Source organism: Acinetobacter sp. WY4, assembly GCF_018438165.1.
Classification (GTDB): domain Bacteria; phylum Pseudomonadota; class Gammaproteobacteria; order Pseudomonadales; family Moraxellaceae; genus Acinetobacter.
Genome location: NZ_CP053947.1, coordinates 2,464,776 through 2,479,993 on the forward strand (window position 1 = coordinate 2,464,776; position 15,218 = coordinate 2,479,993).

14 protein-coding genes are annotated in these 15,218 nt (G+C 45.6%); 11 read left to right on the forward strand and 3 right to left on the reverse strand.

Annotated features, from left to right (window positions below):
• The first annotated feature begins 192 nt into the window (after positions 1 to 192).
• From dxs to G4D73_RS11520, 8 genes are all read left to right on the forward strand, one after another.
• Positions 193 to 2,103: a 1-deoxy-D-xylulose-5-phosphate synthase gene (dxs, locus tag G4D73_RS11485; RefSeq protein WP_153566892.1), complete on the forward strand. Its 1,911-nt coding sequence runs from the start codon at positions 193 to 195 to the stop codon at positions 2,101 to 2,103.
• A 114-nt stretch (positions 2,104 to 2,217) separates the two neighbouring features.
• Entirely contained in the window at positions 2,218 to 3,048 is an 831-nt protein-coding gene (locus G4D73_RS11490) for an inositol monophosphatase family protein (RefSeq protein WP_004281534.1), read from the forward strand.
• A gap of 552 nt (positions 3,049 to 3,600) precedes the next feature.
• Positions 3,601 to 5,475 carry a DEAD/DEAH box helicase gene (locus tag G4D73_RS11495; RefSeq protein ID WP_004732315.1) on the forward strand — a complete coding sequence of 625 codons (1,875 nt, stop codon included), beginning with the start codon at positions 3,601 to 3,603 and terminating at the stop codon, positions 5,473 to 5,475.
• A gap of 406 nt (positions 5,476 to 5,881) precedes the next feature.
• A complete protein-coding gene (locus G4D73_RS11500; RefSeq protein WP_004645032.1) occupies positions 5,882 to 6,700 on the forward strand; it encodes an ABC transporter ATP-binding protein in 819 nt (272 codons plus the stop codon).
• Positions 6,697 to 7,476, forward strand: coding sequence for a lipid asymmetry maintenance ABC transporter permease subunit MlaE (gene mlaE / locus G4D73_RS11505; RefSeq protein ID WP_004281531.1), 780 nt, complete (start codon positions 6,697 to 6,699; stop codon positions 7,474 to 7,476). Before G4D73_RS11500 ends, mlaE begins: the two co-directional genes overlap by 4 nt.
• Complete coding sequence (locus G4D73_RS11510; protein WP_213686816.1) at positions 7,476 to 8,153, forward strand: outer membrane lipid asymmetry maintenance protein MlaD; 678 nt, start codon at positions 7,476 to 7,478, stop codon at positions 8,151 to 8,153. Before mlaE ends, G4D73_RS11510 begins: the two co-directional genes overlap by 1 nt.
• Positions 8,154 to 8,171: 18 nt before the next feature.
• Entirely contained in the window at positions 8,172 to 8,810 is a 639-nt protein-coding gene (locus tag G4D73_RS11515) for an MlaC/ttg2D family ABC transporter substrate-binding protein (RefSeq protein ID WP_213686817.1), read from the forward strand.
• A 15-nt stretch (positions 8,811 to 8,825) separates the two neighbouring features.
• The gene (locus G4D73_RS11520) at positions 8,826 to 9,116 is read left to right on the forward strand and encodes an STAS domain-containing protein (RefSeq protein ID WP_004281528.1); all 291 of its coding nucleotides are present in this window, start codon (positions 8,826 to 8,828) and stop codon (positions 9,114 to 9,116) included.
• Between the two features lie 243 nt (positions 9,117 to 9,359).
• On the opposite strand, the gene G4D73_RS11525 is transcribed toward G4D73_RS11520, so the two are convergent.
• Positions 9,360 to 10,373, reverse strand: a complete 1,014-nt coding sequence (locus G4D73_RS11525) for a CorA family divalent cation transporter (protein WP_005248226.1) — start codon at positions 10,371 to 10,373, stop codon at positions 9,360 to 9,362.
• Between the two features lie 152 nt (positions 10,374 to 10,525).
• Between G4D73_RS11525 and G4D73_RS11530 the strand changes: the two genes are divergently transcribed.
• Both G4D73_RS11530 and G4D73_RS11535 read left to right on the forward strand, forming a co-directional pair.
• Positions 10,526 to 11,116, forward strand: coding sequence for a TIGR00730 family Rossman fold protein (locus tag G4D73_RS11530; protein ID WP_213687751.1), 591 nt, complete (start codon positions 10,526 to 10,528; stop codon positions 11,114 to 11,116).
• A gap of 30 nt (positions 11,117 to 11,146) precedes the next feature.
• The gene (locus G4D73_RS11535; protein WP_004732301.1) at positions 11,147 to 11,548 is read left to right on the forward strand and encodes an NUDIX hydrolase; all 402 of its coding nucleotides are present in this window, start codon (positions 11,147 to 11,149) and stop codon (positions 11,546 to 11,548) included.
• A 4-nt stretch (positions 11,549 to 11,552) separates the two neighbouring features.
• Here the strand turns inward: G4D73_RS11535 and G4D73_RS11540 are convergent, their stop codons facing one another.
• Both G4D73_RS11540 and recG read right to left on the reverse strand, forming a co-directional pair.
• On the reverse strand, positions 11,553 to 12,188 hold the full coding sequence (locus tag G4D73_RS11540; RefSeq protein WP_213686818.1) for a ComF family protein: 636 nt from the start codon (positions 12,186 to 12,188) through the stop codon (positions 11,553 to 11,555).
• Positions 12,175 to 14,220 (reverse strand): ATP-dependent DNA helicase RecG, encoded by a 2,046-nt coding sequence (gene recG, locus G4D73_RS11545; RefSeq protein ID WP_213686819.1) that lies wholly within the window; start codon positions 14,218 to 14,220, stop codon positions 12,175 to 12,177. Before recG ends, G4D73_RS11540 begins: the two co-directional genes overlap by 14 nt.
• A gap of 33 nt (positions 14,221 to 14,253) precedes the next feature.
• Here recG and G4D73_RS11550 point away from each other — a divergent pair, with 33 nt between their 5' ends.
• Positions 14,254 to 15,057: an NAD(P)H-binding protein gene (locus G4D73_RS11550; protein ID WP_213686820.1), complete on the forward strand. Its 804-nt coding sequence runs from the start codon at positions 14,254 to 14,256 to the stop codon at positions 15,055 to 15,057.
• Positions 15,058 to 15,218 lie beyond the last annotated feature (161 nt).

Genomic DNA, 15,218 nt, shown 5'->3' on the forward strand with positions numbered 1-15,218 from the left:
ATAGTTGATAAATAGTAAGATTATTCAGGATAATCGTAGGCTGCAATTTTTTCACCCCGACGAGATCATTGTTTAATATTGCATCGCTAGAAGCGTAGCTGAATTGAAGCTGCTACAATTCAGCTATATGATCGGGTACTCCCCATTAACCTAGCTTTAGATTTGCCAGGCTTTAGAAGGCTTTGCCATAATATGCTGTATACAGAAATCCCAACTCAACGCCCTGTAACACCGTTGCTTGATGCGATCAATCATCCTGAGCAACTGCGTGCACTCGAGCAAAGCCAGCTAGAACAAGTGGCGGATGAGTTACGTCAATTCATTTTGTATGCTGCCGGGCAAAGTGGTGGACATTTTGGTGCCAACCTCGGTGTGATTGAACTCACCGTGGCCTTACATTATTGTTTTAATACGCCGCATGATCGCCTGATCTGGGATGTAGGTCATCAAGCGTATCCACATAAAGTGTTAACTGGTCGTCGTGAACAGCTCACCACCATTCGTGCCAAAGACGGTCTGGCTGCGTTTCCGGCTAGAGAAGAGTCTGAATTTGATACTTTTGGGGTAGGGCATTCTTCGACGGCAATTTCTGCTGGCCTAGGTATGGCACTGGCACGTCGTTATCAGAATAATCCGTGTGAAGTTGTGTCGATTATTGGCGATGGTGCCATGACAGCGGGTATGGCCTTTGAAGCCTTGAATGATGCCGTGGCACACAGTGCTGATCTGATGGTGGTGCTGAACGACAATGATATGTCGATTTCTTGCAGTACCGGTGGTTTTGCCAAACATCTGGCTGCCATTTGGGAGCGCGGTGAATTCGTTAATGTTACCGAGCAGGGTGAGGCATATGTACAGCCACATCCGGAATGGTTGTATAACTCGCGTTTACACAGTGCAGCGACCGATGCTGCAGATAACTTATTCCAAGCCATTGGCTTTGACTATTTTGGCCCATACGATGGTCACGATGTCAAACAACTGGTGCATGTCTTTAATGCGCTGAAAAAGCGTAAAGGCCCCCGTCTGATTCATATCTATACCAAAAAAGGCAAGGGCTTTGCTCCGGCAGAATCGGATCAAATCAAGTATCACGCGATTAGCAAACTCAATGCCGTTGTTGCCAGCAATACTGCGCCGAAATATTCGGATGTATTTGGGCAATGGCTTTGCGATGAAGCGGCACAAGACACACGTTTGCTCGCGATTACTCCCGCCATGTGCGAAGGCTCAGGCATGGTGAAGTTTGCCAAAGAATATCCGGAACGTTTCTTTGATGTAGCAATTGCCGAACAGCATGCAGTTACCTTGGCTGCCGGTATGGCTTGTGAAGGCTTGAAGCCGGTGGTTGCAATTTACTCGACTTTCCTGCAACGCGGTTATGATCAACTGGTACATGACGTGGCTTTGCAGAATCTGGATGTTACTTTCGGTATTGATCGTGCTGGTCTGGTCGGTGAAGATGGCCCGACCCATGCCGGTGCTTATGACTATGCCTATATGCGTACTATCCCGAATATCGTGATCATGGCGCCGAAAGACGAAAATGAATGTCGTCAAATGTTGCATACTGCGTATTTATATCCAGGACCGGCAGCGGTACGTTATCCGCGTGGCAATGGACTGGGCGTCGAGATTCAGCAAAAGATGGTTGAGATTCCGATCGGTCAGGCGGAAATTGTGGCCAGTTTTAATGGGCAATATGACGAATATATTTCTGTGCTGGCCTTTGGTAGCCGGGTACAGGCCGCAATCGACGCTGCTGAAGCATTTGCCGTGAAACATGAGATTGGCGTGCGTGTAATCAACATGCGTTTTGTCAAACCGTTAGATACCCAAATGCTCGATGATCTGGCATTGACGACCAGTCTGTTTGTCACGGTAGAAGAACATGCGGTGATGGGCGGTGCGGGTAGTGCCGTGAATGAATATCTGGCAGAAGCGCAGATTGTCAAACCGATACTGAATTTGGGTCTGGATGATACATTTATGGCGCAAGCGACCCATGCACAGATGTTGCAGCAAGCGGGTCTGGATGCGCAAGGCATTGAAAAATCGATCAATCAGGCTTGGTCCAGCCTAGGGCAAAGCGTCTTGTCATAATATCTTAAAAATTTTAGACACATTTTTCCCAAAAAAGCCCTGATATTTGCTAAGATATCGGGGCTTTTATGCATTATTCTTTATCAGTGTCTTCAAATTTGTAGTGGGTGTTCAATGGAACCTATGGTGGTGATGGCTGCGCGTGCGGCTCAGTTAGTTGGTCAAGAGCTTTTAAAAGCGCATCAGAATCGTCATAAACTTGATCTACAAGTCGAAGAAAAAGGAATTGATGGTCCGGTAACGCGTGTAGATCGTTATTTGGAACAGTTGACCATCGATACCCTACGTAAAAGTTATAAAAATCACAGTTTCCTTGGTGAAGAGTTTGGCTATCAGGAAGGTAAAGGTCATGACGCCGATTGGTGTTGGGTGATCGATCCGCTAGATGGTACTTTAAACTTCATTAACGGTTTTCCGCATTTCTGTATCTCTATCGCAGTTCAGCACAAAGGCATTACTCAACACGGGGTGATTTATGACCCGGTGAAAGATGAGCTATTCTCTGCCAGTCGTGGTCGTGGTGCCATGATGAACCAGCGCCGTATTCGTGTGAATGTAAAAGACAGCCTGGAAAATACCTTTATGGCTGTTGGTCACGCTTATCGTGCCAAGCGTAATGGCGAAGTTGTGTCTTATGCCAAGAATCATTTTCAAACCCTGTTAAACGTAACTGAAGCTGGCGCGCAATATCGTCGTTCAGGTTCTGCAGCATTGGATTTAGCCTATGTTGCTGCAGGTCGTTTCGATGGTTATTTCGAACTTGGTTTAAAGCCTTGGGATATCGCAGCTGGCGAATTGATCGTGAAAGAAGCAGGCGGTACTGTAGTTGATGCACGTGGTGGTAGCGACTCTATGGAAAATGGTCAAGTTTTGGCTTGTTCAATGAAAATGCTTAAGCCTTTAATGCAAGCAGTTGTTCCTGCTTGGGGCGAAGCAGCAAAATAATCGGGTTTAGATGAATTAGATCTAATATTGAGAAAAGGCGTCCTTCGGGATGCCTTTTTTATGCATGGGAATCTAGGTCACTAGTTACTGATATAAAGTTGTTGATCTTTGCTTGAATACTGGAAATATCAGGTGAATTGGCGAAAAGTAACTTTTTATACCGACTGTTACATTTTTTATTGTATTTTAAGTATTAGAAATATATAGATAAATTATGAAAGAGGAAAATTAGTTTTAAAACTTAATGACATTGTGGAATATTCTGCTATAATTCCGCCACGCACTTAATTTCTGTTCTTTACCTGAACACTATCTTCTAATCATTGTATGCGCGTGCTGTCCATAGAGAGGACATATCCTTCGCGCCCCAATCGCTTAAGCGATTCCTTCAGGTTTGCGGCCGTAATCATGCGTGCGTTATATCCACATCGTCGTTACTCGGATCGCTGCTGAATCCTAATATTTTCAGCATTATTTGCTGTGCCGCTTTTTGCCGATGTCCATAATTGTTATTTATTAAATGGAGCACCCACTTCAGGGTGAATACTCTCTATGAGCAAAACTTTTGCTGATTTTTCCCTCGACGAATCTCTAACCCAGGCTCTCGACGCTTTAGGCTTTACTACTCCTACTCCTGTACAAGAACAAGCGATTCCAGCTGCGCTTGAAGGCAAAGACCTTCTTGTGTCAAGCCAAACAGGTTCTGGTAAAACTGCTGCATTCTTACTGCCTACGTTAAATGCGTTGGCAAACCAAGATACATTAGTACCGTTTAAAGACCGTATGAAAGCGGTTACTCAACCAAATATTTTGGTGATTTCACCAACTCGTGAATTGGCACAACAGGTATGTCAAGACGCGATTGCATTTGTACGTCACATGAAAGGCGTGCGTATTGCCGCAATCATGGGCGGTATGCCTTTTGGTAAGCAAATTCAACAGTTAAAAGGCGCGCAAGTTGTTGTTGCAACTCCAGGTCGTTTACTTGACTTGGTGAATCGTCGTCAAATCAAATTGGATAAAGTTGACGCATTAATCGTCGATGAAGCTGACCGTATGCTTGACCTGGGTTTCTCTGAAGACTTAGAAGCAATTGGTGAGTTGGCTGCAAACCGCAAACAAACTCTTATGTTCTCTGCGACTTTTGCACCACGTATCATTACACTTGCAGAACGCATGATGAATGACCCAATGCGTATTTCGATCGAAACTGGTCACTCTACAAATACTGATATTACTCAGACTTTGCATTGGACTGACGGTTTCGAGCACAAGAAAAAACTTCTTACTCACTGGTTAAACGAAGAAGACGTTGATCAAGCAGTAGTATTTGCGTCAACTCAAGAAGACACAGATATGTTGGCTGAAGAACTTGCTGAAGCAGGTCTATCAGTTGTAGCACTTCACGGTGCTATGCCACAAACTGTTCGTAACCGTCGTTTACGCAGCATCCGTGAAGGTCGTGCGAAGATCTTGGTTGCAACTGACGTTGCAGCGCGTGGTCTTGACGTACCAACTATTTCACACGTAATTAACTTCGGTCTTCCAATGAAGAATGAAGACTATGTACACCGTATCGGTCGTACAGGTCGTGCGGGTCGTACTGGTAAAGCCATTACTTTGGCGACTTACCGTGAACGCGGTAAAATCCGTGCTTTGGAAGACTTCCTTGATGCGCGTCTAAACGTATCTGAAATTGAAGGTCTTGAGCCATCTCCACCTCCTGCACGTGGTAGCCGTGATGGCGCTGGTCGCGGTCGTGGCCGTGATGGCGGTCGTCGTGATGGCGGTCGTGGTGGTTTCGGTGGCGGTCGTCGTTTTGAAGGCGAAAGCAACTTCAAACGTCGTGAAGGCGGTGATGATCGTCCACGTCGTAGCTTCGATGACAAACCTCGTGGCGAACGTCCAGCATTTGGCGAAGATCGTCCACGTCGTGACTTTGGTGATCGTCCTGCTCCACGTCGTGAAGGCGGTTTCGGTGATCGTCCACAACGTTCGTTTGATGACCGTCCAAAGCGTGACTTCGGTGATCGTCCTGCTCCACGTCGTGAAGGCGGTTTCGGTGATCGTCCACAACGTTCGTTTGATGACCGTCCAAAGCGTGACTTCGGTGATCGTCCAGCTCCACGTCGTGAAGGTGGTTTTGGTGACCGTCCTCGTTCTAATGATGACAACCGTGGCAACCGTGTAGATTATAAACCAGCTCGTGAAGGCGGTTATGGTGATCGTCCAAAACGTGATTTTGGTGATCGTTCAGCTCCACGTCGTGAAGGCGGTTTCGGTGATCGTCCAGCGCGTTCATTCGGTGATGACCGTCCAAAGCGTGATTTCGGTGATCGTCCAGTACGTCGCAACTTTGATGACAAGCCACGTGGTGAACGTTCGTTCGGTGGTGAAGATCGTCCACGTCGTAAATTTAACGACTAATTCAGTCGCTAGATGAAGATAAAAAAACCGGTAGAAATACCGGTTTTTTTATGCATTGAGTTTTTTGCTTTTTAACGTAAAATGTCTACTAAATCATATTTTTTCAGGGTTATGATAATTATTAATATGAAAAGCTTAGCTGTTCGATCTCAATTGATAGAGGTGTATATGCCATATATCGCATTGACTTTGATTTTATGTAATATTATCTATTATTTATACAGTCTTTTTAATTAATCAATGTGCTTGAATCAAGCTTAAGTGCATATTTTTATTATAAAAAATACGAAATAATCCATTGTTGTCATTTTTTTATGATATTAAACCATCTTTTTCAACTGCTAACATTTTGAACTTCGTTCCTTTATAGTATGCATGCTGAAAAAATGCAGGAATAAACTCAGCTATGAAAAATCAAACAGCGCGAGATACTCAATCTCTGATTGAAGTCAAGAATCTGAGCTTCAAGCGGGGTGAGCGCGTGATTTATGACGACGTGAGTTTAAATATTCGTCGTGGGCAGATTACCGCCATTATGGGACCATCCGGTACTGGTAAAACCACCTTATTAAGACTGATTGGTGGGCAGCTGGTTCCTGAGCACGGTCAGGTTTTATTGGACGGCAAGGATATTGCCACGATGTCACGTTCCGAACTTTTTTCAGCACGTGCACGGATGGGCATGCTGTTTCAGAGCGGTGCTTTGTTTACCGATATGAGCGTGTATGAAAATGTCGCATTTCCGATTCGAGCACATACTAAATTGCCGGAACATCTGATTAAGGAAATCGTGGCACTGAAGCTGGAATCAGTCGGTTTACGTGGTGCAGAACAGATGATGCCGTCTGAACTATCCGGTGGTATGAACCGACGCGTGGCTTTGGCCCGTGCGATTGCGCTGGATCCTGAGCTGATCATGTACGATGAACCCTTTGCCGGACAAGATCCGATTGTGATGGGCGTTTTGACTCGTCTGATCCGTTCATTACGTGAAGCACTGGACTTAACCACAATTATTGTCTCGCATGATGTTGCAGAAACTTTATCAATTGCAGACTACATCTATGTGGTGGCAGAAGGCAAAATTCAGGGCGAGGGCACACCGGCAGAGCTGAAAGCGCATCCGTCTGCTTTTGTACAGCAATTTCTGACCGGTTCGGTAGAAGGTCCAGTGGATTATCAGTTTAGTCATCAAGCTTATTTAAGTGATGAGGTTCGTTCATGAATGCAATTGCCGCATTAGGTAGACGCGTTATTGAACGTGTACAGGGGATTGGGGTCGCGACCCTGATGCTGTTGCAGATTTTATTTTCCATGCCGACCTGGCTTGGCGTAAAGCTGTTTATTTATCAGATGTATCGGGTTGGGGTATTGTCCCTGCTGATTATTGTGGTTTCTGGCCTGTTTATTGGAGCCGTGCTTGGTTTGCAAATGTTCAGCATCTTGTCGACCTTTGGTAGTGAGTCGATGCTAGGAACAGCAGTCGCGCTGACCTTGCTGCGTGAGCTGGCACCTGTGGTCGCTGCTTTGCTGTTTGCAGGACGTGCCGGTTCAGCCTTGACTGCTGAAATTGGTCTGATGAAAGCCACTGAACAATTGTCCAGTATGGAAATGATCGGTGTCGATCCATTGAAGCGGGTGATTTCTCCACGTCTTTGGGCAGGGATTTTTAGCTTGCCAATGCTTTCCGTCATCTTTGCTGCAGTTGGCATTATGGGCGGCAAAATGGTCGGGGTGGATTTCCTGGGAGCCGATGAAGGCGCTTATTGGAGCGGCATGGAAAGCAGCGTGCAATTCTATAAAGATGTCTTAAATGGCACCATTATTAAAAGTTTTGTATTCGCATTAATTTGTACCTGGATTGCGGTATACCAAGGCTATGCCTGTGTCCCGACATCGGAAGGTATTGCAACTTCTACAACGCGTACAGTCGTGTATTCTTCGCTGTGCGTTTTAGGCTTTGACTTTGTGTTGACTGCGGTCATGTTCGGAGGTGTTTAATGAAATCACGTACTAGTGAGCTGGCCGTTGGTGTTTTTGTTATTTTGTTTGGTATTGCCTTATTTTTCCTAGCAATGCGTGTCAGTGGTCTGGTCGGACACAATATTTCCGACAGCTATAAAATGACAGCGACTTTTGAAAATGTAAATGGGATCAAGCCACGTGCCAAAGTGGCATTAAGTGGTGTGAAAGTGGGGCAGGTGGATGACATTACCTTAGATCCTGTAACGCGTCTGGCAACCGTGCATATGACCCTGGATGGCTCATTGACCTCATTTAATGCTGAACAGTTAAAGCAGGTTCAGCAGGAAGCACTGGAAGAGTTACGTTATAGTTCGGACTATACTGCGGCTGCACCTGTGCAACAAAAAGACATGGAAAAACAACTGTTAGCTAACATGAAATCCATCACCAATATTGATGAGGATGCTTATATTATGGTAGCGACCAATGGGTTATTGGGTGAAAAATACCTGAAAATTATTCCAGGTGGTGGTCTGAACTATTTGAAACGTGGTGATCAGATTGCCAATACCCAAGGCACCATGGAAATTGAAGATTTAGTGACGAAGTTCATTACTGGCGGTGCCGGTAAATCGTCGGATAGTCAAGAAACTACCCCAGAACAGGCGACAGTTTCAGAATCGACTGATGCAGAACCTGCATTTGTTGAATAGTAGATTGAGGAGATTTCAGTGAAGACTTTAGTAAAACAAACGCTTGCAGCAGGCATTCTTTCCACAATGGTTGCTGGTACAGTGTTTGCTGCACCGTCTGAAGCACCACCTGCTTTTATTAAAAAAGTGGCAGATGGTTTGATTGAGCGCCTCAAAGCCGATAATGCAAAATTGCAGAACAATCCGGCGCTGGTCAAAGCGATTGTCCGCCAGAATTTGGATCCATACATTGATTCACAGTCTTTCACGCGTATTGTGATGGGGACTTATGCGACGAACCAGTATAGTACTGCTGCACAGCGCGCGCAGTTTGAAAAGAATTTCCGTGAAACGCTCATTGAAAATTATGGTTCTGCATTTTCCAAGTTCAGCAATCAGACCTATAGCGTGCGTCCATACAAGGCCAGCAATAGCAAAAACCCTGTTGTAACCATCGACTTTAATAATAAGGGCGAGAAAATTCCCGTGGCGTTCCAGCTGGTGGACAAAGGTTCACAATGGAAAATCCGCAACATCAACGTATCGGGTATCGATCTAGGTTTGCAATTCCGTAACCAGTTTGCTGCGACAGTCAAACGTAATGGCGGTAATATAGATAAAGCCATTGCTAACTTCAAACCGGATGCAGAAGCTGCAATCGACAAGAACAAGAAATAATCAGATAGGTGAGCCGTGATTGTATTCAAGGATCAGGAATTGCAGGTTTCAGGCAAGATTGACTATGCCAATGCGCAGGACTATTACCTAAATGGTCTGCGTGTGGTTCAGTCACAGAGCAAGTTTCCGCTTGTGGTTAATCTAGCTGGGCTTGAAAGTGGTAGTACTTTGGCTTTGGCAGTATTGGTGCGCTGGTTGCGCCAGACGCCTCAAGCGCAAGGACTACAGTTTAAAGCTGTCCCTGCTAAAATGATGAATATCATTCAGGCCTGTCATTTACAGGATGATTTACAGATCATTCAGTAAATAAAAAAGCACCGAAAGGTGCTTTTTTTTTATTGTTGACACATTTTAAAAGTAAAGTCCTTCCTTTATCAAAAGGACGTTAGGAAGGATTAAAATATGACCTCACCCTAACCCTCTCCTAAAAGGAGAGGGAACTTCCTCTCTAAATTTATGGATAGAAATGATATTTTAAAAACTACTATCTCAATAAATATTGGAAGTCCTCTCTCCCTATGGGAGAGAGTTAGAGAGAGGGTGAAGAAATTAAATCCACTTCTTCCATCTAAAGTAAATCAATGGCCCGATTAAAAAGCCGATCAAAATAATACTGACCATAATGAAGCTCATGGTGCCTTGTGCAAAAGGCAGAACTTCGGTATTCATGCCATAAATACTGGCGATCAGCATCGGTGGCGCAAGCATACTTGGCAAGATCGAGAATCGACGAATCGTATCGTTCTGTTCCGTGTTAATGAATCCGGACGTGGTATCGAGCAGGAAGCGCACTTTCTGAAACAGGAAGGCATCATGTTCAACCAGCGAGCGGACATCTTCACTAAGTTCTCGGATATCCGCATCATAAATATGACTGCCTAAGGCGCGTGGACGAGACAGGAAAGTCAGAACACGACGTAAATCGATCAGACAGAGCTGCGCTTTACCGAGCATATCTTCCAGTTGAGCTAGTCGGGTAATCATGTCATCCAGATCAAGAATCTGCTCACGATGGCGGTTATTCAACACTTCAGTTGAATATTTCTCTAAATCTTTATGTACATCTTCCAGAATATCGGCCAGCTCATCCAGTTTGGCTTCGAGCAGGCCCAATAAAATCCAGGTCGGATCTTTATAATCGATTTCATAATCATTGCGGCGCGCACGGGCACGGAAGGCACGAAAAGCCACCAGCTTTTCGCCACGCAAGGTAAAAAGACGGTCCTTATGCAGAATGAATGCTACGGTTTGTACCGTCGCCAGCATGCTGGATTCATCTTCGTTTTCATTCTCGACCTGATAGTTTTTATTTTTGGTTAAAAAATAGGTGCTGATATGCAAAATACCGTCATCATCACGGTAAAATCGGGCACTAGAGGAGATATCTTCCAGCGATTTTAAGGTCGGTAAGTTTTGCGCATAGGCATCTAGAATCCATTGCTGCTCTTCTTGCGAAGGTGCAATCAGATCAAGCCATACTAAATCTGGATGCAGGTCGAAATCACCGTTAATCGTGATATCTTCTAAGCTACCGCGCTCTGTGGCGTAAAAGGCTTCAAGCATGCTGTCTTTTCTCCCTGGCGCAGTATGTGAATTGGAATGGGTGTATTTTAGACAAGGAATTGAATAAAAACACTGATATTAAGCAGTTATTTTTGGAAAAAACACGCTTGCAGCGATTTCGTACAATATAGCGTCAATTGGAGAGTGAAATGATGAATTCTATCGCAATTTTTTGTGGTTCAGCACTGGGCTCGGATCCTCTCTATGCCCAGATTGCCGAAAAGGTTGGCCAAACCTTGGCAGCAAGGCATCAGACGCTGGTCTATGGCGGTGGTCGTTCTGGCTTGATGGGAATTATCGCTGATAGTGCTTTGGCTGCTGGTGGCAAGGTGATTGGCGTAATTCCAAGACAGCTGGTCAATCGTGAGCTGGCGCATCCGCATATTACCGAGCTATTTGTGGTCGATAATATGCATGAACGTAAAACCCGCATGTCGGAACTGGCACAGGGATTTATTGCCATTCCGGGTGGTACTGGAACCCTGGAAGAAATTTTTGAACAATGGACCTGGGCACAGTTGGGAATTCATAAAAAACCTTGTGCTTTTTTAAATGTAGATGGTTTCTATGATGATTTACTCAAATTTATCCATATGACGACTGAGAAAGGTTTTACCAAAGCGCGCTTTAGCGATGCTTTAATTGTGAGTGATAATCTGGATGATATTTTGCGCCAGTTTGAAAGTTATCAGCCGCCTGAAGCGAAATGGGGTATGGTCGATCAGACCGATCTTGTAAAATAAGCTGTCCACAGCATGATTTGTAGAAAATAAATGAAAGTGATTACGGTGGCTGCAGCCATTATTTTAAATGAAGCGCAGCAACTGCTGGTGGTTCGTAAAAAAGGGACGTCCTGCTTTATGCAGGTTGGTGGCAAGCTGGAGCCAAATGAAGCACCAGAAGCAACGATGTTGCGTGAAATTCAGGAAGAAATTGGCACACAGGCGCAGATTCAGCAATTCATTGGGCGTTTTGAAACCCAGACGGCAAATGAACCTGATCATCAACTGGTGAGTTATGTCTATTGGGTAAGTCTAGATCAAGCGCCAAAAATTGAAGCGGAAATTGCCGAAATGAAATGGGTCGATCTGGATGAAAAAGAGCTACGACTCGCACCCTTGACCACTGAAATTGTGATTCCTTGGGTGAAGTCGCAGTTACTCGCCCAAGCTTAAATTTTCAGATTTGAGCACCTGCCAGACAGGCTGCATAAACTTTTTGACAGCCCAGTTGTTCAAGTGTTTGGCTCAGTGCTCGAATCGAGCTGCCGGTCGTCACCACATCATCAATAATCAGCACCCGACGGTAACGCAGCTTGGAAATGGTACTGATCTGGAATTGTGATTGGATGTCTTCAATCCGCTCCAGCCGGCTTAGGCCCTTTTGCGAGTGTTGTTTCATTCGTCGAACAGGTTGCCAGATGGGTACATTCAACTGTTTTGCCACATGTTTGGCCAGCACTAGAGATTGATTATAACCGCGCTCAGCCAGACGCTCATTCGAGATCGGCATCGGTACTATCGCACTGACTTTAGGTAGGTCTAAACTTAACAGCACACCTGCCAGTAAATTTTGCAAATGCAGCTTCTGTTCATATTTAAACAGTTGAATCAGCCGGTCCATCGGGTAAGCATAGTCGCAGGCAATCTGGAACTGCATTTCCTGCCGTTGAATGGTTTGATGTGCCCAGGGTAATTGTCGCCAGCAATCTTCACAGACTGAATGAATGGACTGATGATCGGTCAGACAGAGCTGGCAGGGCTGTAAGTGGGTCAGCCAGGATTTTCCATGTTGCAGTAATTTAAACATAGGCATAGCGCGGTGCTTCCGGTAGCCAGCGTTGCAATAATGCTTCGGCCTGATCGGGATAATCCTTGAGCATCTGCTGAGCCACATAATGTGCCTGATTGAGCAGGTGATCATCACGTTCAAGTTTGGCCACACGGAAATTCATGTCCCCGGTCTGTTTGGTCCCGAGCAGCTCACCCGGGCCACGTAACTCCAGATCTTTCTCGGCAATCATAAAACCATCATTGGTTTCGCGCATGATTCTTAAACGTTCCTGACCATTTTGAGACAGCGGATGTTTATACAGTAGGGCACAGAAACTGGCTTTGGCGCCACGACCGACCCGGCCCCGTAACTGATGCAATTGAGATAGGCCCAGACGTTCAGCATTTTCAATTACCATGATGGAAGCATTGGGTACATCTACCCCGACTTCGATCACGGTGGTGGCAATCAGGAGCTGTAATTCATTATTTTTAAACTGCTGCATTACCGCCTGTTTTTCATCGGCTTTCATCTTGCCATGTACCAGTCCGATATTCAGCGCAGGAAAGCGCTCGCGAATTTCGGCAAAGGTCGCTTCTGCGGCCTGAGCATCCAGGGTTTCGGACTGTTCTACCAGTGTACACACCCAATATGCCTGCTTACCTTCAGCACAGTTGCTGGCAATCCGTTGCAAGACTTCTTCGCGTCGATCTAATGGAATGGTCACGGTCTGAATCGGGGTACGGCCCGGCGGCAGCTCGTCAATCACCGAGGTATCCAGATCACCATAGGCAGACATGGCCAGTGTGCGGGGAATCGGAGTCGCAGTCATCACCAGTTGATGCGGAGACATACCATCTAGCCCTTTATTTCTGAGTGCAAGGCGCTGATCCACACCAAAGCGGTGCTGTTCATCAATAATCACCAGACCCAGTTTGGCAAACTCGACATTTTCCTGAAACAGGGCATGCGTTCCGATCACCAGATGGGCGCTGCCATCCCGAATCACCTGTTCCGCTGCGGCGCGAGCTTTACCTTTCTGCTTGCCGGAAAGCCAGGCTACATTTAAGCCCAAAGGCTCAAACCAGCGTTTAAAGTTCAGATAATGCTGCTCGGCCAGAATCTCGGTCGGTGCCATCAACGCCACTTGCCAGCCTTCCTCTAAGGCATGGCAGGCTGCGACACCGGCCACTAGGGTTTTACCTGCACCAACATCGCCTTGCACCAGACGCAACATTGGTTTATTGCTTTTTAAATCCTGCACGATTTCTCTGGATACACGTTTTTGCGCACCGGTCATTTCAAAAGTCAGACTGACTAGTAACTGTTTGGCATAGGTCTGACTGGGCGCAAATGAAGGCGCTTCGACCTGCTGAATAAAAGCCCGACGTGTCAATAAACTGATCTGATGCGCTACCAGCTCTTCAAAGATCAGACGCTGCTGTGCAGGATGTGAGCCTTGTGCCAGCTGCAGCATATTGGCGTTGACAGGCGGGTGATGGATATATTCCAGCGCCTGTTTCAGCGCATAACCGTTACTAAATTTTGCTGGTAACAATTCAGGCAGATGATCGCTGTATTGAGCCAAGGCCTGCTGAATATAGGCCCGTATTTTTGGCTGGGTCAGGCCTTCAGTCGCAGGGTAAATCGCGGTGAGCTGGGTTTGAGGTAAAGGTGTGTCCTCAGTAATGACTTGCAGTTCGGGATGATACATTTCCAGACCGCGCGCACCGACCCGCACTTCACCAAAAAATCTTAAACGGTTACCTAGTTTGCAGCGGTCGGTAATGCCTTTATAAATATGATAAAAACGTAAAGTGACTTTGCCAAAATCATCATCCAGCAGCACAGCCATAGATTTGCGTTTACCGGGTGGAAAATCTACACCTTTAACGATCCCTTCCAGCAGATAACTGCGTCCCACGCTCAATTGATTCATGGGAATGATCGTGCTACGGTCTTCATAGTCACGTGGTAGATGAAAAAGCAAATCATCAGTATTGAAGATATTTAGTTTTTCGAGTAATGCAGCGGCGGCATTGCCAACGCCTTGTAACTGATGGACTGCAGCCATGTCCCCTCAACCAGATTTGTGATTCGGTGCTCAATGCATATTTTATTTATCGGTTATGGTAAAACATCTCGACGTGTGTCTAAACAACTATTTGAGCAAGGTCATCAAATTAGCACAATTAGCCAGAGTCCCAAAACAGATTCATTCGCAACTCATCTGATTCAGGATGTGCATCAACTGGATTTAACTGCAGTTGCACCGATTGACTGGGTCTATGTATTACTTAGTCCAAAACAAAGTACGGTTGAAGGCTATCAGCAGACTTATCTGGATTCGGTTCAACCTATTGTGGCTGCCTTGAAACAGCATCCGGTGAAGCGGATTGTGGTGGTGTCATCGACACGAGTGTATGGGCAAAATTCCGGTGAAATCGTAGACGACGAAACTGAAATTCACCCAATTGATGCTCAGGGCAAAATCTTGCAGCAGATGGAGCAGGCTTATTTCGCTGCTTATCCTGAGCAATGTACCATCATTCGTCCGAGCGGCATTTACGGTACTTCAGTTGCACGTCTGCAAAAAATGGCCGCCTCGATGTTGAGATATCCGAATCTGCATTGGTCCAACCGGATTCATGTTGAAGATTTATCACGTTTCTTGTCACATATGATTCACGTGGAACATCCTGAAAGGTCTTATATTGTGACTGATAACCGGCCAAAATTAATGCATGAAATATTGCAATGGTTCCAACAACAGATGGGACTTCCTTTGCTGCAAGTAGAAAGCGAGCAGGTGACAGGTAAGAAACTTTATGCGACTCGAATGCAGAAAATGGGATTTGAGTTAGAGCATCCAGATTGTTATGAGGATTATTTGGAGTTGATGGAAAAATAATCTTTAGCCCCTTCTTTTAAAAGAGGAACATTCCTCCTTTTCTCGAAGGGGAGAGGGAGGATTAAATTCCCTCTCCTTTTAGGAGAGGGCTAGGGAGAGGTGGAGAATTTTTTGAACATTTTTCCTCATCTCCCTTGCGAAGCAGTGCTTTTCACCGCGGA

Coding starts and splice junctions, on each gene's coding strand:
- dxs (WP_153566892.1), top strand. CDS start 193: ATGCTGTATACAGAAATCCCAACTCAACGCCCTGTAACACCGTTGCTT.
- G4D73_RS11490 (WP_004281534.1), top strand. CDS start 2,218: ATGGAACCTATGGTGGTGATGGCTGCGCGTGCGGCTCAGTTAGTTGGT.
- G4D73_RS11495 (WP_004732315.1), top strand. CDS start 3,601: ATGAGCAAAACTTTTGCTGATTTTTCCCTCGACGAATCTCTAACCCAG.
- G4D73_RS11500 (WP_004645032.1), top strand. CDS start 5,882: ATGAAAAATCAAACAGCGCGAGATACTCAATCTCTGATTGAAGTCAAG.
- mlaE (WP_004281531.1), top strand. CDS start 6,697: ATGAATGCAATTGCCGCATTAGGTAGACGCGTTATTGAACGTGTACAG.
- G4D73_RS11510 (WP_213686816.1), top strand. CDS start 7,476: ATGAAATCACGTACTAGTGAGCTGGCCGTTGGTGTTTTTGTTATTTTG.
- G4D73_RS11525 (WP_005248226.1), bottom strand. CDS start 10,373: ATGCTTGAAGCCTTTTACGCCACAGAGCGCGGTAGCTTAGAAGATATC.
- G4D73_RS11530 (WP_213687751.1), top strand. CDS start 10,526: ATGAATTCTATCGCAATTTTTTGTGGTTCAGCACTGGGCTCGGATCCT.
- G4D73_RS11535 (WP_004732301.1), top strand. CDS start 11,147: ATGAAAGTGATTACGGTGGCTGCAGCCATTATTTTAAATGAAGCGCAG.
- G4D73_RS11540 (WP_213686818.1), bottom strand. CDS start 12,188: ATGCCTATGTTTAAATTACTGCAACATGGAAAATCCTGGCTGACCCAC.
- recG (WP_213686819.1), bottom strand. CDS start 14,220: ATGGCTGCAGTCCATCAGTTACAAGGCGTTGGCAATGCCGCCGCTGCA.
- G4D73_RS11550 (WP_213686820.1), top strand. CDS start 14,254: ATGCATATTTTATTTATCGGTTATGGTAAAACATCTCGACGTGTGTCT.